The following is a 19,525-nucleotide window of genomic DNA, read 5'->3' on the forward strand; positions in this document are numbered from 1 at the left end:
AGCAGGCATCTCCTGATGCCCTCCGTCTACCGCATAGCCTCGACCTCCCCGGCCTACGCCTACGACGACCTGACGGGGAAAGGCGCCGAACTCTCCGGCTGCCGTTGGAACCGCAAAGGCGTGCCGGTCGTCTATACCGCCAGCAGCATCGCCCTGGCCGCGCTTGAGACGACCGTGCACACCGACACGGGCGCTTGGCCCCTGAACCGCTATGTGCTGGAAATCGCTATCCCTGATGACCTATGGGCCGCCGCAGAATCCCCATCCGTAATGGGCACACTGCCGGCGGTCTGGGACGCTCAGCCGGCGCCGAAAGAAACGCTCAACTTCGGCGACAATTGGCTCACCTCACATCGGGCCGTTTTGCTGAAGGTTCCGTCCGTGGTGGTGCCGCTGGAAACGAATGTGCTGATCAATCCGCGCCACCCGGACGCCGGCAAGGTCAGGATCATCAACAAGACCCGGTTCGTGTACGACAGCCGAATAAGGCCTTGAACAGCGTAACAAATCTTCGATCTCCCCTGGAGCTGGCAATACTTTCGATCAGCTTTTTGTACTCTCCGCGGCAAAGTCATGCCTCTATCATAACTTCTTTTGCAATTTGCCCCTCATGCTGGGAGACAGACTAGGCGCCGTATCTTCGACTACACCATTCGGATCAAATTCTACGGTTAAACCGTACCCCTCCGCGACATAATAAATCCAACGATCATACAAATAGCGTATTGCCTCGACCACATTTTCATCCTCGACGCGGCGCGCAATATGGCGTCCGTAAAGGGGTGTCTGACCTTCTTGTACAAAATCCATAGTGACGCATGTTACGAAGTCGATCTTTCTATAAGAACCTCGTTTCCATTCCCTTTTCATGTGCCATTCGACAAGCCTAAACGCCACATCTGTGGACATGTTGAAATCACCCGTATTTAACAACACAACCCCGCAAACTTGAGGCTTATCTGTCACGGGCAGAAAATTTGCCGTTTGCTTTAGCTGGCGAGCAGCCTTATCCAACTGCCCCGCGACGGAGGGGCGGAACTTTTTGTAAAAATGGTTCCAATCCGACTCGCTTAAGCTCTTTGGCTCTATTCGGATTTGATTATTAGATAGCCGAATAAAATTTTTAAGCTTGCCCTCTTCTAAACGCTTGGAAAAATACTGATCAACCGTATCTTCTTTTCCATACTTATATATTTGTTTTAATTCAAGAATAACATCGAAATTGACACGATCGAAATGATAGTCGGCGTTTAAAGTCCCGGGCGGAATTTCAAATCTATGATCGATACGACTCCCCTCCGCGAACCGGACGAAATCATCGTAGACACTTTCGTAGTCCGACACTGAGCGTTGGTTCGTTGGCCCTTCAAGAAGCCCGGCGAGTTTATTTGTCATTTAGCGCTGCCCGTTAAAGAGCCTCCCGTTCTGATATAAGTTATGGACAAGCTCCGAGTTGTCAGGGAGCTTCGCAGTTACCGAACACTTGTGCCTTACTTTGCACGCGGCATGGCTCTACCCCCCTGGGGCTCATCTGACTCGGAAGGGTAGTCAAATGCAAAACGCCGCAGCCGTGTCCCGGCTGCGGCTTCAAATCTCTCGATGCGCGAAGCGCCTCAAACGTCCTCCACAGGCCTCAGATTGTAAGGCGTTCACGCTGTCTATCTGGCTTATCTGGCTTATCTGTGGATCAACTTTTCTTTGCTTCCGCCACGCGACACGCTCAGGATATTCTTGAACATTCGCACAGGCGGAAACTCGGCGAAGGGCTATCCACAGATAAGCCAGATAAGTCAGATGGACAGCGTAAAAGCGCCTCAATCTGACAAACCGGCCTATCTTTGAAAGCGCTTCGCGCGGCGCCCCGGGCTACGCCTTTTCCTTCCGCAGACGGCTGTTCCAGAAGCCATAGGCGAAGTAGAACACCAGCCCGATCACCATCCATACCAGGGTAAAGCCCTGGCTGATCAGCGGCAGGCTGGAGAAGATAAAGATACATCCGCCAATCGTGATCAGACCGACCAGCCAATAGAGCGGCGTCTTGAACACCCGCGCCACGTCCGGCTTCTTGCGACGCAGGATGATCATCGACAGGGCCACCGCCACGAACGCTATCAGCGTACCGGCATTGGACAACTCGGCGATCTGCTTCAGCGGGACAAACCCGGCGAAAAAGGCCACGAACAGACCCGTCAGCAGGGTGATCAGGGCCGGCGAGCCCTTGGCATTGACCTTGGCCACCGCCTTGGGCAGCAGGCCATCACGCGCCATGACGAAGAAGATACGGCTCTGGCCGTACATCATCACTAGGATGACCGACGGCAGGGCAATGATGGCCGCACCGCCGACCAGGGTGGCGATCAAAGGCTGGCCCAGGCTGCGCAGGACGTGCGGCAGGGGCTCGCCGCTGTCAGCGATTTCCTGGAAGGGGGCCGCGCCGATCGCCACACCGGCGACCAGCATGTAGATCAGGGTCGAGATCGCCATCGAGCCAACGATGCCGATGGTCAGGTCACGGCCGGGGTTCTTGGCCTCTTCTGACGAGGTCGACACAGCATCGAAGCCGAAAAACGCAAAGAAGACAATCGCCGCCGCGGCCATGACGCCGACCTTGGCGCCCTCGACCTCATGAGCCAGGAAGCCGAACGGCATGAAGGGGTCGTAATTGCCCGCCTGGACGGCCGGCAAACCGATGACGATAAAGGCACCCAGGGCAACAATCTTCACCAGGACCAGGATGATGTTCAAGGTCGCGCTCTCACGCGCGCCGATCAGCAACATCCCCATGACGGCCAGTGACACCACCACCGCCGGCAGATTGACCAGGCCGCCCGAGGCTGGACCGCTCAACAGGAAGGCCGGCAACTGCAGCCCGACGCCTTGCTCCAGCCAGCCAACCAGGTGGGCCGACCAGCCAACCGCCACCGTCGAACAGGCCAGGCTATATTCGAGGATTAGCGCCCAGCCGACCACCCAGGCCGCAATCTCACCAATAGCCGAATAGGTGTAGGTATAGGCCGAACCCGCTGTCGGGATCATGGTCGCCAGTTCGGTGTAGCACAGGGCGGCGCAGGCGCAGACCAGGCCGCATAGCGCAAACGAGATGATGACACCCGGCCCGGCCAGACCGGCACCGACACCGGTCAGGGTGTAGATCCCCGTGCCGATAATGCCGCCGATACCCAGGGCGATCAGGTGCGGCCAGCTCAGCGTCTTGGCCAGCGCCTTGCCGTCTTCTTCCGTCCGATGGAGCGGCTTGAGCGGTCCGAACAGTGCCATATCTAGTCCCCTGAATACTGAAAAAAGGAAGGCCGCAACCCCTTGGCAAGGGTCGCGGCCTCAAGTGTTAACCGGCTTTCGGCGTCAACTCAATGGTGGTTTCAGATGCACCGAGTTGAAGGCGATAGGCGCCGCGCTCAATAGGTGCAGACGTGGTGTAGGTCTTCCCGCTTGGCGTGGTCGTTGCGACATTCAGCCAGGCCTGAGGTGTCTTCGTCTTCGCCGTCGCCGAGGCCAGGGTCAGCGAGACCTGGCCGGTCTTCGGCACATAGCGCACGGCGGCGATCTTGCCGGCGTCCAGCGTGATCCACAGACCCGCCGGCGCGATGAACACCCGCGATCGCGCGCTGTCCTTGGGTTCCAGCACGATCGCGTCGCCGTCTTTACGGACATTGCCGCCGAACCCGATCCAGCCGAACACCGGATGCTCGACCAGATACGACGCCGCCGCTACGGCATGGCCGAAGAAGCTCATGCCGTAGTCGCCGTTCATGCCATCCCAGTGCATGGCATCGGGGAAGGAGTGGAAGGCGGCGGAACCGAAACCTTCGGAATCGATATTGGTCAGCGAGCCCATCAGCCCGCCATATGCGGCCCGAAGCAGCTGAAAATCGGCCGGCTTGTCGCGATAGGCGTCGAACAGGGGCACGGCATTCAGCGACGAACCGTAATGGTGAAGCTGGCGTTCGATGCGTGACGTTTTGCCGGCATAGAGGAAGTCCCAGAACCGCCGCGCCGAACCGTTATAGCCCCAATGCGGGATCGTCGGGTCGTAGGCCAGGATGACTTCGCGCGTCGAATCCGCCGCGTGTTGGTCGCCGAAATAGCGCGCCCACATATAGACTTCGGCCTGGCCGGTGGAATCCCACGGCATTTCCGAGCCAAACGGATATTTCAGAGTCTTCCAATGGTCGGCACGGCCCTTCATCAGTTTTTCGACTTCGGCGGCGAGCTCCGTAAAGCCTTCGCGCTTCAAGTCTTGCAGGATGTAGACGAAGACGTCGCCTTCCATCTGGCCGAACTGGGTGTAGTACGGTGCCTTGGTCATCATCGCCTTGGTGGTTTCACCGGCGCGGGTCAGGTAGGTCTGCCAGGTCTCGCCCGTCGCAAGGCCATCGTGATAGCGGCCCAGGCGGTACAGCACCCACCACGCCGCGGCGACGTGAGGATAGTTGTAGGACCGGCCGAGATCGGCGGCATGGGTACGATCCCAGGCCGACCACACTTTCCAGTTCAACGAAGCGTCGTAAGTCCCTTCCGGCAGGGTCTCGTCATAGAACATCACCGACTTGCGCACGCCGTACTGACCCGGGCCGTCCTTTTCCTGGATGCGGCCCCACAGGGTCTGCGAGGCGAAGGTCTCGAACTTCGACACCTCTTCCGGCACCGGATTGTCGAGTTGCTTCATGATGGTGGCCAGCCACGACCCGGCGCCGCCCTCGTCCGACAGGCCCGAAATCCACACCCGGTTATCCTGAGTGATGATGGCGTTCTTGTCGCGGTCGTAACCCATGATCGACGGGCTGCGGCCGAACGGATCGGCCGGATTGTCGTACCACTGCTTCGTCGTCAGGAAATGGCCCATATCGGCCACGACCTCAGTTTGCGGCTTGGTGAGCAGGTAATGGACGGTCTGCGCCTTGCCATCGGCATAGCGGATGTCGACGCGGGCGCGGCCGCCCTGGAAATCGGGGATATGCTTGGCCGTCAGAGGATAGCGAACCCATCCGGACCCGATCTTCTCGGCCGCGCCGATCTCCATCGATCCACCCGGCCAGACCTCGATCGAGGTCACTGGTGATGGGGCATGCAGGAACAGCGCTGCCTCCATGTCAGTCGGGACAATATAGCCGGGAATGCCGACGGCCACCGGGCGCTTGTTTTTGATCAGGGTGGCTTCGATGTCGCGGATCGATGGCGACAGGACGAAGCGCACAGCGTAGTCGAGCGACGCACCACCATCCAGGGTCATGATGCCGGTGTCGTTCCACTGCTTGACACCCTTCCATTCGGTTTCGGCGAAGCCGCCGGAATGGATCATCCAGCTATAGAAGCCCTCGAACGTCATGTTGCGTGGTTCGGGATCGTTGTAGATCTTCAGCGCCTTGTCCGGATTGCGCTCGTTCAGGATCGGTTTGTAGAGCTCGAAAGACGCCGAGTCGGTCTGCGGCAGGACCAGCAGCGACGGCCCCTGGCCGTTCAGCCGGTTGACCTGAAGGTAGCCGGCATCGAGCCCGACATAGGGATCATAGAAGCTGGCGACATCATGCGCCGTTTCCAGGTCGCGGCCGGTGATGATGTTGTCGAACACCATGGCCAGGCCCAGGCCGCCGATCTCGACGGCCTTTTTCGTGGCGTTGGTCACGGTAAAGCGCAGGACCAGGTCGCCGTTCTTACCTTCCCAGGTGCGCACCACTTTCAGCGGCATGCCGGCACCGAGGCTGGCCGTAATATCGGCGGAGGCCAAAGCGCCTTTCGACTTGGGCAGAGCCTTAACCTTGGCGCGCTTAAAAGCGCTCGAATGGTCGTTCCAGGCGGTCTCGCCAGCGAAGCGTACACGCAGGTCGATGTCGCCGAGACGATAGGCGCCATCGTCGAGGCGCTGGGTAAAGCGGTTGGAGGGGCAGAAATCGAAGCCGCCGGCAACACCCTTGGGCGCCAGCGAAACCAGGGTCTGCGAGGTGTCCTGCAGCGACAACAGGAAGTGCGGGGTCTCGAAGATCGTGGTCGCCGCATCGGGGCTGTTCCACGGCAGATCGGCGGCCCGGGCCGATCCCGCAATGGCCGTGAGGGCGACAGTACCGGTGAGCAGGGAACGGCGGTTCAGCGAGCGGACGGTCATAGCACCAACTTGATAAAGGAGGTCCGCGGCTGGCGTGGCCATCGCCGCGGACGCTCAAGTGAACCAGGGGCCGAGGGGGAGGATAGGGATGAGATCCCCGGCACCGGCAGGATTGAGGCTGCAAACCGCGCCGGAGAAGCACTTTATGCAGCCGGGCCTATCACCACGGCTCAGGGAGAACGAGCCACAGCAATTGACTGAGTAATACAACCACCCTTCGCCCCACACGTCAAATATAAATTATACGATTTTGCAAATTGCTGATTTATACTGCCTTTCTTCTCCCGCCCCGCTTGCGGGGAGGGGGGACCGCGAAGCGGTGGGAGGGGCATCTTTCTTCCTCACTTCCTTTTCTTTTTCACTGGCTTTACCGGCTTCAATATCGCGGTCGCCCCACCGGACCCCGCCAACCTCAACACCAACCGATCGCCCTTCCCCACAGCCTGCGTACTGACCACCAAAGCGGTCGGCGCCGAACCATCCTGCCAAACCTTAGCCTCAACCCCACCCCCGAGAAAATCCAAAGGCACCTCAACCGTCCGTGCCTGCTCGTTGGTCATGGCGCCGATATACCAGACATCGCCCTTTCGCCGGGCGGTGACGATGAACTGACCGATCTCGCCCTGCAACACCCGTGTCTCATCCCAGGTCGTTGGCACCGCCTGAATGAAATCGACGCCGTCTTCCCACACGATATTTCCTTGGCCATCCGCCTTTTTATAGGCCTGCGGCGCATCCGACACCATGACCAGAGGACTGTCGTAGACGACATACATGGCGATGCCGTGCCCGCGCGTGGTCATGGTAACCGGGTGGTTCTCGACGATCTCGAAGGTCTCCGGCGTCCGGTTGCCAAAGCCGCCTGGCGTATAGTCGATCGGCCCGAGGATCATCCGCGTATAGGGCAAGGTCACATTATGGGTCGCTGTGATCCGGGTGGTCCATTTGTTGTACTCGGCGCCCAGAACGCCTTCCTGGGTGATATAGTTGGGATAGGTCCGCGTCAGCCCGGCCGGCGCATAGGCGCCATGCAGGTCGACCAGCAGATGATGATCGGCGGCCTTGCCCAGAATCTTGTGGAAGTAGTCGACCATGTCCTGGTCCGACCGGTCCATGAAGTCGACCTTGATGCCGGCCACACCCCATTGTTCATAGGCCGCCAGGGCTTCGTCCATCTGCCAGTTCAGTTGCTCCCACTGCAGCCACACCATGACCCGGACCTTGCGGTCACGGGCGTACTTGATGATGGCCGGCAGATCGACCGCCGCGATCGGCTTGGTGACATCCGAACCGGGCTTGGGCCGGGTCGATGATCCGACATACCAGCCCTCATCGATCAGGATATAGTCCAGCCCCATTTCGGCGGCGAAATCGACATAGGCCTTATAGGTCTCGGTATTGATCCCCGGATTGGCCACCGGCGCCCGGAAACCGTTCCACCAGTCCCAGGCGCTCTTGCCTGGCTTGATCCACGACGTATACTTGACCCGCGACGGCGCCCCCAGGGTAGCGATCAGGTTCGACTCGACCAGATCGCGCGGACTGTCGCCGACCATGATCACCCGCCACGGCGTCTTCACGTCGCCCGGGCCAAACTTCGCCACATAGGGTTTGATCGAGTCGCTGTCGAGCCGCGGCGGCAGCCGGACGGCCACCCCCAGCTTGTTGTCGCCAGCGCGATTATAGAAGCCGGCCGGATAGTGCTCGATGTCGGCCTCGGCCAAGGCGAAGGCGGCCTCCCCTGTCTCGCAGACCAGAGGCGAATCGAACAGGTTGTGGTCGCGGATCAGCGACGCCTTGACCGGGTCGAACTCGCCTTCGTGGGCGTTGTGAAATTTGCCGATATTCAGGCCCCAGCAGCCATAGTCATCGGCAAAGGCAAACTCGGTTCTTTCCCCGTAAATTCCAAAAGTATCGAAATTTTCCAAGATATAGCGAAAGGCGACACCTTCGTCATAAACGCGGAATATAACGCCCAGGGTCCGCGAACCGCCTTCCTTGAAAGTCAGGGCCACCTCATTATACCGGTCGGGGGCGGTGGCGGATTTTCCCGCCACGATGCGGTAGGTCTCATCGACCATGCGCGTCGTGACGGTCTCAACAGTAAATCCCTTGGCGCCGAAACCGGCCACATCGGTGCGCAAACCCAACTCCGACGGCACGATCAAAGCTTTACCACTAAAGGCGACGCTGTACTTCGGCAGTCCCTCCCCTGCCTTGTCGATCGTCACCCGTATTTCGCCGTCGGGCGAATCCGCCGTCCAGATCTCGGCCTGGGCGGAACCCGCGGCCAGCAGGAAAGAAGCGGCAATCAACGAACGGAACATGGGGCGACCTCTGGACGACTGCGACAAATTATGAATACTGTATACGATATTGACTTGTAAAGCGGAGATCGCCATGCGCCCCTGGACCCTGGCTACGGCCCTCAGCCTTGTACTTGCCGCGCCCGCATGGGCGGGTCCGCCGGTTGGCGGCTGGGTCTTTGACAGCTCTCCGAACTTTCCCGGCTTTACCCGCCTGGTCGTGGCGGAAAAAGCCGGCAAGGTATCGGGCACGCTCACCTCACGCTGGTACGGCGACCTGCCCCTGACCGAACCCCGCGTCGAAGGCGACACCCTGATCTTCAAGCTCTACAACGGAAACCCACGCGTCACCATGACCGATATCGTCGTCGCGCCAGAAGGCGGATCGGTCCGCATGACCGGCAAGGTGTGGTACCAGGACTTCGCCATCACCGCCCACAAGGGGACAACCAAGGAGCTGAAAAGCTTCGACTTTCCGACCTACCCGCTGCCTGAAGAACGCGTCGTGGCGCAGAAATCCCTGGCGCCGCGGCCGCCCATGGGCTGGAGTTCGTGGAACAAGTTCGCCACCAATATCGACGACACCACTATCCGGCAGATCGCCGACGCCATGGTGTCGTCGGGGCTTCGCGACGCCGGCTATATCTACGTTAATATCGACGACGGCTGGCAGGGCGAACGCGACGCCGCAGGTGTTTTACACCCCAACGCACACTTCCCCGACATGAAGGACCTAGCCGACTATGTCCATGCCCGCGGCCTGAAGTTAGGCCTCTATTCTGGCCCGGGCCCCAAGACCTGCGCCGGTTACGAGGGGGCCTACGGCCACGTCGCACAGGACGCCAGAACCTTTGCGGAATGGGGCGTGGACTACCTGAAATACGACCTGTGCTCGGGCGAAGCCTTCTACAATACGGCGGAAACCGTGTACGCCACCTATCAGCAGATGGGCGAGGCGTTGAAAGCCCCTGGCCGGGATATCGTCTATAGCCTGTGCCAGTACGGCCGCTTCGACGTTGGTTCCTGGGGCCGCGATGTCGGCGGCCACCTGTGGCGGACCACCGGCGATATCGAGGACACCTATGCCAAGATGTCGTCGATCGGCTTCGACAAGAATGGCGTGCCGAACCACACGGGACCCAACGGCTGGAACGATCCCGACATGCTGGAAGTCGGCAATGGCGGCATGACGCACGATGAATACCGCACGCACATGTCGCTGTGGGCGCTACTGGCGGCGCCGCTGATCCTGGGCAATGATGTCCGCGACATGACGCCGGAAACCGTGGCCCTACTGACCAATAGCGAGGTCATCGCGGTCGACCAGGATCCTTTGGGCGCCCAGGGGCTGCCGGTGAAAAAGGACGGTGCCGCCGAAATCTGGGTCAAGCCGCTGAGCAATGGCAAGGCGGTCGGGCTGTTCAATCGCGGCGAGACGCCTTTGACCATCACAGGCACCTGGACCGAACTGTGTATCTCAGGCGCCTCAGTGCGCGACCTGTGGACGGGTACGGAAACGTCCGCCGGCGACGGATTCAGCTATGTGATCCCGCCGCACGGCGCCGTTCTCGTGAAGGTGAAGTAGCGCTACTTCTTCTCCACCGGCGGGGTTTCGCCGAGCAGATTGACGGCGAAATAGTCCCGCAGCTTATTCCAGTAATAGGGCTGGAACACCGCGTGGTTGGTGTTGGGCAGGATCACCAGCTCATGCGGCTTGCCGGCCGCCACCAGAGCCTGGGACAGGCGATAGCTGGCCGCCACCGGGACATTGTCGTCTATGTCGCCATGGATCAGCATCAGCTTGCCCTTCAGGTTTCCCGCCACCGAAGCGTTGGAATTGCGCTCCCAGGTCGCGTCGTCGGCAATCCCCATCGACACTTCCGGCCACCACGCCTTGTCCAGGCGCAGGTCGTGATTGCCCGAGGACGCCACGCCGACCTTGTAAAAGTCAGGCCTCCGCAACACAAAGCGCGCCGTATCGTAGCCGCCGGCCGAGCCGCCATAGACCCCGACACGGTCGAGGTCGAAGTACGGATACTTCTTCTTCATCGCCTTCAGCACCCAGATATGGTCGTCCAGGCCGACCTCGCCCAGATTCTGGTAGGCCGATGACCGGAAGGCCTGGCCGCGCTGCGACGTGCCACGGCCATCGATGGTCACGACGATCGCGCCCAGTTGCGCCACAGAATTGACCGAGCCGCGGACATTGTCGCCGTAGGACTCTTCGAAGCGGTGGGTGGTCGGGCCGGTATAGACATTCTCGATCACCGGGTATTTCTTCTTGGGATCGAAATTTTTCGGGCGATAGATCATGCCGTACAGCTTGGTCTTTCCGTCGTCGGCCACGGTTTCGAAAGCTTCCGGCATGGTGAAGCCCGTGGCCAGCAGGGCCGACGGATCGGCGCGGCCCAGTTCGGCGACGATGCGGCCATCGGCGCCACTGCGCAGCAGCGTCCGCGTCGGCTCGGTCGGGCTGGACATGCGGTCGATGAACCAGGCGGCATCTTCCGACAGAGTGACATCGTGGTCCAGCGGCTCGGGGGTCAGGTTGGCGATCGCACCGTCCAGGCCGACCTTGTACAGGCTGCGGAAATAGGGATTGACACCGGGCTCGCGGCCGATGCCGCCGACCAAGACCGGCCCGCCGTCGGCAATATGGGCGACGTTGGTGACTTCCCATTCGCCCTGGGTCAGGCGCTGGCCGCCGTTCGGGTCACTGCCGTCGGCGACATAGTAGAGTTGGGCCCAGCCGCTGCGTTCGGAGATGACCAGGGTGCCCTTGAGCTGCGGTGCACTGACCATGGCGGTCGAGGTGACGGTGACGATCGGCTTGAGGCTTTCGCGCACACGGACGGTTGCAACGTTGGTCGCCGGGTCGATAGCATACAGTTTCAGTTCGCCATAGCCGCGCGCCTGCCATTCATAGATGACCTGACCTTTTTCCCACCACAGGGCGGGATTACCTGGCCATAGCAGCGGCACGGCGGGCACGTTGAGATCGGTGACCTTACCGGTCGCCGCATCGATCAGCACGGGCTGGGAGTGCGGCACGTTCACGGCGCCGGCGGTCGGATAGACATAGGTGAATTCGCGCGGGAACTGGCTGCCCGGCGGATTCGGCTGGACGCCGTGCCAGATATAGCTGCCGTTGCGCGACAGGCGGAAGGTCAGGATCTGCTTGCCGTCCTCCGACCACTGCGCGCCAACCTCCATGTCGGGCGTTTCGGAATTGGCGGCCACCATGTCGCCCAGCAGCGGGTAGTTGATGCCGTAGCGGGCGTCGTAACTGCCGTCGGCGGTCAACGGCGTTTCCTTACCGGTCGCCACCTCGACCTTCCACAGATTGTAGTTGCGCGAGACAATCCTGAACTTTCCGTCCGGCGACACGACGCCGTCGGGCTTTTCCGCCCGGGCCTTGGCAGTCACCGCCCCGGCGGCGTCGATCGACCATTCCTTGCCCCCAGCGGCCACCGTCAGCACGCCATCCGCAAAGCCCGTCGGACGGATATCGACCGTCTCGCCAAAGGTGGCTCCGGAGGCGGTCAGTTTCGGCACCAACACGGCGTCCTGAGCCAGTTCGTGGCTGACGCCCGTGACTGGATCGGCCAGCAGGATCACGCCCTTGCCCTTGGCGCCCTTGCGGTACAGGACTCCGTCCTTGACGAAGCGCGCCTGCATATCCAGGTCGATGATCAGCGGATCGATCTTGCCTGGCGCGTACTGGTCCGAAGCGGCGTAGCGCGCGGCGATAGTGGTCGCCGGCGCAGCCTGAACGATGGCTGGCCAGGTGGCGGTTGAGGCTGCCAGGATCAGGGCCAGGGCGATGGAACGATAACGCATGTAATCAGTCTTCCGGAGTAACAAGAGTGACGGTCAGGGCACCAGAATTACCGGCGAAGCTGACGTCATTGAAGCCGAGCGCCAGGGCGACGGCGTTTTCGGGGATGGGCACGCGGACGCCAGTACCGACCACAAAAGGCCGGCTGAGCAGCACGCCTTCGGCATCGACAAAGGCGCCGATCAGTGCGTGGGCATTGGCGGGATAAAGGATCTTGGGGGTGTAGAAGCTGGGGTAGTACTTGCCCTTTGCTTTCTGGTCGTCGACAGCGGTGTCTGGCACGCCCAGGCCGTCGACCTCGCCACGACCGGCCGCAATCGTGGTGCCGTCAGCATAGATTTCCAGCGACCCCAGCATGCCGGGCCCCATACCGGGGACGATGACCGGTGGCGCATTATCGCCGACACCGTACTTCATCTCCTTGTTGAGCTTGACCGACCACGGCCCGGCCTTGGCGTCGACCTGGACAACGATCTCCTTGGCCTGAGCCGCGCCGGCCAGCACGAATACCGCCAGGGCGGTCGCAAACGCACGTATCATTCAGCAGGGTCCTCTGCGGTCACGGTCGGCGTCCTGTAGCTGATCGTCACGATCAGTTCGCCGGAATTGTCGGAAAAGATATCGTCGTTGAGCCCCATCGACAGGGCCACGGCCGTCTTCGGGACGTCCAGCGTCGCCTGCGCCCCGATGGCGAAGGGCTCGCCGATGATCACCCCGTCAGCGTCGACAAAGGCGCCAACCAGCTGGTTCAGGCGCACCGGGTTGTCGCTTTTAATGTAGCGGCTGGGGAAGTAGCTGCCGGAATTTCCCGGCAGCGCGCCGGTGATGTAGTCGGACTGACCATTGGGCCCGAACGATGGGCCGCCGCGCACGGTGGTGGTGCTGCCGGTCGCGGTGACCGTGAGCGTACGATTGACCTTCAGGCTGATACCGAAGGCCACGGCCGGAGAGCGGCCGTCACCACTGCCGAAACCATATTTTTTATTGATGCGTGTGTCCCATGGCCGCGCCTGGGCGGACACCTTGACGGTCTTTTCCTCGGCCGCCAACGGGCCGGCCATGGCCAGTACAACGGCCGCGACGCCCACAAGAATACCGACTCGCGCGGCCATACACCCACCTCCATCACCTGTTGACCCGGCAATGTTCGGCATAGTTTGAAAGCTGAGTCAAATATTTTATACGATATACGGAACGATTGACAAGCTGTTCCGGTAAATGCGAAATTGCCTTATGGTACGAAGTAAAGCTTTAAAGAGCGTCAGGACAGGCGCATGAAGATCCAGGTCAAGGACATCGGCATTGAGGGGCATCGCGTGGTGATCGTCGATGATGCCGTACCTCATGCCGAGGGCCTGGTGCGTGTGGCAGCCGCCCGTGTATTTGCTCCGGTGTCAGGGAACAGCTATCCGGGTTTGCGACATGACTTCACACCGCAGTCCGATCCGGAATGGTCCTACATCACCTACATTCTGAAACGCTACGGCCCGATCATGCAGGATACCTTCGGTTTCTCAGCGTTTCGCCTAGCGTCCGCAGCTTTCTCGCTGATGACACGGCGACCGCACGAAGCTCACCCGATGACCCGTATTCCGCACTATGATGAGGTTGGCGAAGCCAAATATGCCCTACTGCACTTTCTGACGCCGCAGCCCCAGGGCGGCACTGCTTTTTTCAGACACCGCCGAACTGGATTCGAGCGTATTTCGGCCGAGCGGAAGGCAGCTTTCCACGAGGGTTTGCGCCAGGACCTGGCTGCCTACGGCGAACCGGCACCGGGGTTTATGGCGGGCTCGAATGAGGCCTACGAACAGACGGCGTATTTTGAAGGCCGCTTCAATCGTCTGCTGATCTATTCCGGAGCCCTGCTGCATTCCGCGCAGGTTCCGAGCAACTTTACCTTCAGCGCCAACCCTGCCAAAGGCCGGCTGACGACAAACCTGTTCCTCAATATCCCGGCGGAGTCGCAACCGCCGCAAACCGGCGCCGACGTCCGGACCTGATCGGAGATACAATTTATGGTACGTAAAGTTGTGGTGGTCGGCGGCGGAACGGCAGGCTGGATGGCGGCCGCCGCGCTGGGAAAGGCGCTCGGCACCCGTCTCGACATCACTCTGATCGAATCCGACGACATCGGCACGGTCGGTGTCGGAGAGGCCACCATACCGTCGATCCAGGAATTCAACCAGATGCTGGGCATCGATGAAAACGAATTCCTCCGGGCGGTAAATGGCACCTTCAAGCTGGGGATTCGCTTCATCGACTGGAAGGCGCCGGGCAGCGAGTATTTCCATCCTTTCGGCGTCTACGGCATCGATATGGGGGTGAACTTCACCCACCATTGGATGCGTTACCGCAAGGCCGGGGGCAATGCCGATTTCGGTCTGTTCAATCCCCAGACCATGGCCGCCCGCAGCCATCGCTTCGGCCGCATGGCCGAAATCAATCCCAAGGCGCCGCGCGTCAATTATGCCTTTCATTTCGACGCCACCTTGTATGCCCGCTTCCTGCGCCGTTTCTGCGAAGGCCTGGGCGTCGTACGCCACGAAGGCAAGATCACACATGTCAACCAGGACCCCAACAGCGGCGACATTACGTCCGTCGCCTTGGAGGATGGTCGCGTGATGGCTGGCGATCTGTTTATCGACTGCTCCGGTTTTCGGGGCCTGCTGATCGAGCAGACTCTGAAAAGCGGTTACGAGGATTGGTCGAAGTGGCTGCCTTGCAATCGGGCCGCAGCCGTGCCGTGTGACAAGGTCGGGCCCGCCACACCGTACACCACTTCGACGGCGCGCGAAGCCGGCTGGCAATGGCGCATTCCGTTGCAGCATCGTACGGGCAACGGCTACGTCTTCAGCTCCGATTACATCTCCGAAGACGACGCCTCTACCCTGCTGTTGCAGCGTCTGGACGGCAAGGCACAGGCCGAACCGCGTATCATCCGTTTCCTGACCGGCCACCGCAAACAGATGTGGAACCGCAATGTCATTGCCATGGGTCTGGCTTCGGGCTTCCTGGAACCTTTGGAATCGACCTCGATCTTCCTGGTCCAGGAAGCGATAGTGACCCTGATCAAATATTTCCCGAAAGACGGCATCCTGCCGTCCCAACGCGCCTGCTTCAATCGCGATCTGCTGGCTGCCTATGACAATGTGAAGGATTTCCTGATCGCGCACTACAAGGTGACGACGCGCGACGACACGCCCTTCTGGGCCTATGTCAAGAACATGGACATTCCTGAGAGCCTCAAGTTCCGGCTGGAGGCCTTCGCGCAGAACAACCAGTGCCTGGTCCAGGGGGACGAGTTGTTCAAGGAAGCCAGCTGGTTTGCCGTGCTGGTCGGTCAGGGCATGGAGCCGGATTCGTACAACCCTCTCGCTGACGTCATGGCCGAAGATGAATTCCGCTGGCGCATCGACCGGCTTCGCGAGGGCACGGCCGGACTGGCCTCTACCATGCCCAGCCATGAGTCCTATATCGCCAGAACGTGCCCGTCGCTCCAGCGCGTAGCTGTATAATCAATAGGCCTCGCCGTACATCTGGCCACCATTCAGTACGGTGACCTCAACGCCATTCAGGCGAACGGCATTACCAGGAGCGCCGCCGACTCGATTGGCACTTTCTCCCGGCATGGCCGTATCGCCGCCGCGCCCGCCGGGAATGCCCCGGCTGCCACCGCGCCCGCCACCTCCCGGTGTGCCGGGCTTACCCCAGTCGCCCGAACGAAACTCACCGCTCGCGGGGCCCGGACTTCCTGGCTGCCCCGGTTCGCCATTCGGAAAGCCACCACCACCACCACTGCCCCCCAAACCGGGCGCCCCATCAGCCCCAGCGCCGCCGCCGCCGCCCGCCTTTATGGAGCCAGTCTTGAGCACAACTATGGTCATGGGGGCCTGGGCTACGACGGCGTCACCGCCACGACCGCCATCGGTCGGAACCGGAATGACACCGCCATTGCCGCCGCGTCCGCCACCGCCGTAGACATGGCCACGTACGAACAACCAGATTTCTACACCGTCCGGCCAGCTTCCACTGACCAAAGCCGGTCCGCCATCGTTTCTGCCGCCTTTGCCCCCAGGACTTCCGAGGATGTTGACGCCTTGCGGCACGACAAACAGGTAGTCGGCGGTAGGATCACCGTCATAGCCGGCACGGTCGGCGAGTTCCCGAAGATTGGCAGGTCCGGTCAGAGTCATGACCTTTGGGTCGAAATCCTCGCTCATAAACTCGGCGGCATCATCGACCACAGGTTCCTGAGCCAGGACGGGCGGCGCCGTGACGATGGCTGCGGCAAAAAGCAGGGGAAGAAGGGTTCTGATCATCATCGTTATATCTTTAAAGTGCGCTGGCGAACAAAAGCCCCGCTGCCGAAGTAGCGGGGCTTCGTTTTTTGGATCAGGCTTGCATCAGTAGCGGAAGCGCGCGCTCACCTGGATGGTGCGGGCCTGAACCCGGATTCCCATCGGCAGGAGCTTGTCCTCGCCCCAGAACCGCTGCGTGTTGTTTTCAAGCAGGTTGGTGCCTTCCAGCGCCAAGGTAAGCTGTTTGATCGGCGTCCAGTTAACTGCCACGTCGAGACGCGACGTCGGCTCAACGTAAAGAGAATAGAGGCCTTGGGCATAGTCCAGATCCGCACCGTCGCGATAGCTGTCGCGATAGTTATAGGCGACGCGCGCGCTGAACTGCGGTGTGTCGTAATACAAAGCCAAGTTATAAGTCGACTTCGAGTTGCCGATAGCGTTGTAATCACCCAGGCCGGTGTCGTTCAGATAAGGGTAGCGAATTTCCGCCTTGTCGTTATAGGTGGCGTTGAAGCTGGCACCAAAATTAGCCCAGTTGCCAGGCAGGAAGTCGAAGAAGCCTTGTGCAGCGAACTCATAGCCCTTGAACTCACCCGGACCCGCGTTTGTCGGACGGTCGATCGTCCACACTCCCTCGTAACCGCCAACGGGAACGTTGACTTCATGCGTCCAAGTGATGAAGCCATCGGGCTTCTTCAGATAGGTTGCGAACGACACGATGCCGCCACGGCCGAAATAGTATTCCAGCGAAGCGTCATAGCTTTTTTCGTGGTTGGGCCGCAGGTCGGTATTCCCACCCCAGCCACAACGGCAGCCGGTATCCAGCGAAACCCAGGACGTTGCTTCGCCGAAATTCGGCCGCTGTACGTTTTCGGTATAAGCCAGGCGCAATTGGAGCTTGGGTGTAAAGTGGACAATGGCCGTCGCGCTGGGAAGGATGAAGTGGTAATCGATGGGAGCGTTTACCGGTTCGGCGCTAGGATTTTGTTTGGTTGTGCTGTCGCCTTGAGTACTCGTTGAGCGGGCACCAATGACACCGTCAACCGGGAAGCTGCCGAGATTGAAGCCGTAGTTAATCTGCGCATAGATCGCCGAGTTCTTTTCAGTCGCGACGAACGAGCCGAAGCCGTCCTCGGTCGTGACGACCTCATCCGCCCAACCACCTGAACCTGTGAAGGTGTTGGTCTTGTTGGCAACCGCGTAGGCACGGATGTCATCGAAGTTCTCGATGATGCTGTCAAGGTTCAGGCGATACCAAGTCGGCGAGTCGAAACCAGGAACCTTGATCGACACCGCGTCATAACCTTGACCGGTAGGAAAGTTGACCAACTTCACTGCGCTGGCTCCGGTGAAACGCGCATAGCGATAACCGTAGGCGCGACCTGTCTGGCGATCCTTGTGCTGGGCACCAAACTTCACCGAGCGGATAAACTTGTCGTCGCTGACGCGGTAGCTGGCGTTGAATTGCCAGACATTCTCCTTGCTGTCTTCGAAGCTCTTACCGTTTTCGAATTCATTCAGATAGTAGTTATTGACGTCGTCAAGATTGATGCCGGTATATTCGACGTAGGGAGCACCCTGGACCGAGTTAGGGGAATTCATGTCGATCTTAAACTGGGTAGCCGCGCTGAAGCGGATGGTCTGGCGGTACCACTCCATGTCGAAGTTGTTTTCATCCACCGAGATGCCGGCGTCAACTTCCCAGCGATCATTGGTCCAGACGGCCTCGAAGTTGAGGCGACGGTTCTCGATATCGATAGCCTGGTCGTTGGCCCAAGGGCCAATCGGCAGGTCGGTACCAGTGAAGGTGGCCGACTTCAGCGACTTCCCGTCCGGCATCAGGACAACGTCGGACAGCGCCGCGTTCGAACCCTTGAGGCGCGCTTCCAGAACGTCAAGCTGACGGTGCTCCTTCGCATTGAACTGCGAAGCTTCCATCAGAAGTGTCAAGTTCTCGGTTGGACGCCACTGGAAGGCAGCGTTATAGGACGGCCGCTCGACATAACCGCGCTCAACACCATATCGGACCTTATAGACTCCGACGATATTCTTCTGGTTGGCTGGCAGGCTGGCCAACTGTTGGTCCCAGAATTCCCGCGGGGTTTCGCTTTCGACATACTGCTCGCCGTAATTGTTCTTCTGGAGCGACAGGTTGAGCAGGAAGCCCATCTCGCCGACCGTGGTGTCGAAGCGGTTGGCGATCAAGCCGCTGATATAGGGGCTCTCGGTCTCACCGACATTGCTGTAGACGTTACGCACACTGCCAGCAGCGGTCCAACCCTTACGCAGGTCCATGGGACGGCGCAGATCGACGTTGACGGTGCCGGCGATGCCGCCTTCTTCTTGGTCGGGAGTCCGCGTCTTGTAGACCTGAACTGATTTCAGAAGTTCAGCCGGAACATCATTCAGGCCAGCGGCGCGGCCGGTGCCCGAATTGGTCGCCTTGCCGTTCACCGAGGTCTGTATGTCCGTCATACCGCGAATGGCGACGCTGCCGCCTTCGCCACGCTCACGCGTGATCTGCACACCCGTAACGCGCGAAATGGCTTCGGCGACGTTATTGTCCGGCAGTTTGCCCGCGTCTTCCGCGTCAATTGAGTCGACGATCTGAGCCGCTTTGCGTTTGCGGTTGACCGCCGATTGCAGGCTTTTGCGAATGCCCTTGACCACCACGACCGCGTCGGCGTCGTCAGCCGGAGCTGCTGCCGTGGCACTGGTGGTGTCCTGGGCGAAGGCCGGCGCACACATCATAGCCGCGGCCAGACCGGTCGCCGTCAACAAGATACTCTTCAGCTTCATATTCATCTCGCAAGTCCCCTTGGAAAAAACCGTGAGGCCAAGTGGCCATGAAAAAGCCACTCCGTCAAAATATTTTATACGATATACGACGGTTATGTGTCGATTTTATTAGCATGACAATTGAATGTGGCATATCCGCAACAATGTTATTCGCAGTCGCAGC

At 60.1% G+C, this 19,525-nt stretch carries 13 protein-coding genes; 4 read left to right on the plus strand and 9 right to left on the minus strand.

What is annotated here, in order from left to right:
* On the plus strand, nucleotides 1-495 hold a 495-nt coding region (locus tag ABI_RS00745), incomplete at its 5' end, for an RES family NAD+ phosphorylase (protein ID WP_211211102.1).
* An 87-nt stretch (nucleotides 496-582) separates the two neighbouring features.
* Here ABI_RS00745 and ABI_RS00750 read toward each other — a convergent pair.
* The 4 genes from ABI_RS00750 to ABI_RS00765 all read right to left on the minus strand — a co-directional run bounded on the left by ABI_RS00750 (nucleotide 583) and on the right by ABI_RS00765 (nucleotide 8,445).
* Nucleotides 583-1,395, minus strand: coding sequence for a hypothetical protein (locus ABI_RS00750; RefSeq protein WP_040308447.1), 813 nt, complete (start codon nucleotides 1,393-1,395; stop codon nucleotides 583-585).
* A 471-nt stretch (nucleotides 1,396-1,866) separates the two neighbouring features.
* Entirely contained in the window at nucleotides 1,867-3,276 is a 1,410-nt protein-coding gene (locus ABI_RS00755; protein ID WP_006270879.1) for an amino acid permease, read from the minus strand.
* A 67-nt stretch (nucleotides 3,277-3,343) separates the two neighbouring features.
* Nucleotides 3,344-6,118 carry a DUF5695 domain-containing protein gene (locus tag ABI_RS00760; RefSeq protein WP_006270880.1) on the minus strand — a complete coding sequence of 925 codons (2,775 nt, stop codon included), beginning with the start codon at nucleotides 6,116-6,118 and terminating at the stop codon, nucleotides 3,344-3,346.
* A 341-nt stretch (nucleotides 6,119-6,459) separates the two neighbouring features.
* Nucleotides 6,460-8,445: a glycoside hydrolase family 97 protein gene (locus ABI_RS00765; RefSeq protein WP_006270882.1), complete on the minus strand. Its 1,986-nt coding sequence runs from the start codon at nucleotides 8,443-8,445 to the stop codon at nucleotides 6,460-6,462.
* Between the two features lie 73 nt (nucleotides 8,446-8,518).
* Between ABI_RS00765 and ABI_RS00770 the strand changes: the two genes are divergently transcribed.
* Entirely contained in the window at nucleotides 8,519-10,009 is a 1,491-nt protein-coding gene (locus ABI_RS00770; protein ID WP_006270883.1) for a glycoside hydrolase family 27 protein, read from the plus strand.
* A gap of 2 nt (nucleotides 10,010-10,011) precedes the next feature.
* Here ABI_RS00770 and ABI_RS00775 read toward each other — a convergent pair whose 3' ends face one another.
* From ABI_RS00775 to ABI_RS00785, 3 genes are read right to left on the minus strand one after another with little or no spacing between them, the layout of a single operon-like run.
* Nucleotides 10,012-12,264 carry a S9 family peptidase gene (locus tag ABI_RS00775; RefSeq protein WP_006270884.1) on the minus strand — a complete coding sequence of 751 codons (2,253 nt, stop codon included), beginning with the start codon at nucleotides 12,262-12,264 and terminating at the stop codon, nucleotides 10,012-10,014.
* Between the two features lie 4 nt (nucleotides 12,265-12,268).
* On the minus strand, nucleotides 12,269-12,802 hold the full coding sequence (locus ABI_RS00780; protein ID WP_040308449.1) for a hypothetical protein: 534 nt from the start codon (nucleotides 12,800-12,802) through the stop codon (nucleotides 12,269-12,271).
* Nucleotides 12,799-13,374 (minus strand): hypothetical protein, encoded by a 576-nt coding sequence (locus ABI_RS00785; protein WP_006270886.1) that lies wholly within the window; start codon nucleotides 13,372-13,374, stop codon nucleotides 12,799-12,801. The genes ABI_RS00780 and ABI_RS00785 overlap by 4 nt, the downstream gene beginning before the upstream one ends.
* Before the next feature lie 162 nt (nucleotides 13,375-13,536).
* Here ABI_RS00785 and ABI_RS00790 point away from each other — a divergent pair, with 162 nt between their 5' ends.
* A complete protein-coding gene (locus ABI_RS00790) occupies nucleotides 13,537-14,265 on the plus strand; it encodes a DUF6445 family protein (protein WP_006270887.1) in 729 nt (242 codons plus the stop codon).
* A gap of 15 nt (nucleotides 14,266-14,280) precedes the next feature.
* Entirely contained in the window at nucleotides 14,281-15,780 is a 1,500-nt protein-coding gene (locus ABI_RS00795; RefSeq protein ID WP_006270888.1) for a tryptophan halogenase family protein, read from the plus strand.
* On the opposite strand, the gene ABI_RS26400 is transcribed toward ABI_RS00795, so the two are convergent.
* Both ABI_RS26400 and ABI_RS00805 read right to left on the minus strand, forming a co-directional pair.
* Nucleotides 15,781-16,587 carry a hypothetical protein gene (locus tag ABI_RS26400; RefSeq protein WP_006270889.1) on the minus strand — a complete coding sequence of 269 codons (807 nt, stop codon included), beginning with the start codon at nucleotides 16,585-16,587 and terminating at the stop codon, nucleotides 15,781-15,783.
* 81 nt (nucleotides 16,588-16,668) lie between these two features.
* Complete coding sequence (locus ABI_RS00805; protein ID WP_245531273.1) at nucleotides 16,669-19,362, minus strand: TonB-dependent receptor; 2,694 nt, start codon at nucleotides 19,360-19,362, stop codon at nucleotides 16,669-16,671.
* Nucleotides 19,363-19,525: the final 163 nt, after the last annotated feature.

Source organism: Asticcacaulis biprosthecium C19 (genome assembly GCF_000204015.1).
Classification (GTDB): Bacteria; Pseudomonadota; Alphaproteobacteria; order Caulobacterales; family Caulobacteraceae; genus Asticcacaulis; species Asticcacaulis biprosthecius.

Excerpts from the sequence above, each read along its gene's own strand:
- ABI_RS00770 (WP_006270883.1), top strand. The coding sequence starts at position 8,519 with ATGCGCCCCTGGACCCTGGCTACGGCCCTCAGCCTTGTACTTGCCGCG.
- ABI_RS00755 (WP_006270879.1), bottom strand. The coding sequence starts at position 3,276 with ATGGCACTGTTCGGACCGCTCAAGCCGCTCCATCGGACGGAAGAAGAC.
- ABI_RS00760 (WP_006270880.1), bottom strand. The coding sequence starts at position 6,118 with ATGACCGTCCGCTCGCTGAACCGCCGTTCCCTGCTCACCGGTACTGTC.
- ABI_RS00795 (WP_006270888.1), top strand. The coding sequence starts at position 14,281 with ATGGTACGTAAAGTTGTGGTGGTCGGCGGCGGAACGGCAGGCTGGATG.
- ABI_RS00775 (WP_006270884.1), bottom strand. The coding sequence starts at position 12,264 with ATGCGTTATCGTTCCATCGCCCTGGCCCTGATCCTGGCAGCCTCAACC.
- ABI_RS00790 (WP_006270887.1), top strand. The coding sequence starts at position 13,537 with ATGAAGATCCAGGTCAAGGACATCGGCATTGAGGGGCATCGCGTGGTG.
- ABI_RS26400 (WP_006270889.1), bottom strand. The coding sequence starts at position 16,587 with ATGATGATCAGAACCCTTCTTCCCCTGCTTTTTGCCGCAGCCATCGTC.
- ABI_RS00765 (WP_006270882.1), bottom strand. The coding sequence starts at position 8,445 with ATGTTCCGTTCGTTGATTGCCGCTTCTTTCCTGCTGGCCGCGGGTTCC.
- ABI_RS00780 (WP_040308449.1), bottom strand. The coding sequence starts at position 12,802 with ATGATACGTGCGTTTGCGACCGCCCTGGCGGTATTCGTGCTGGCCGGC.
- ABI_RS00805 (WP_245531273.1), bottom strand. The coding sequence starts at position 19,362 with ATGAAGCTGAAGAGTATCTTGTTGACGGCGACCGGTCTGGCCGCGGCT.
- ABI_RS00750 (WP_040308447.1), bottom strand. The coding sequence starts at position 1,395 with ATGACAAATAAACTCGCCGGGCTTCTTGAAGGGCCAACGAACCAACGC.
- ABI_RS00785 (WP_006270886.1), bottom strand. The coding sequence starts at position 13,374 with ATGGCCGCGCGAGTCGGTATTCTTGTGGGCGTCGCGGCCGTTGTACTG.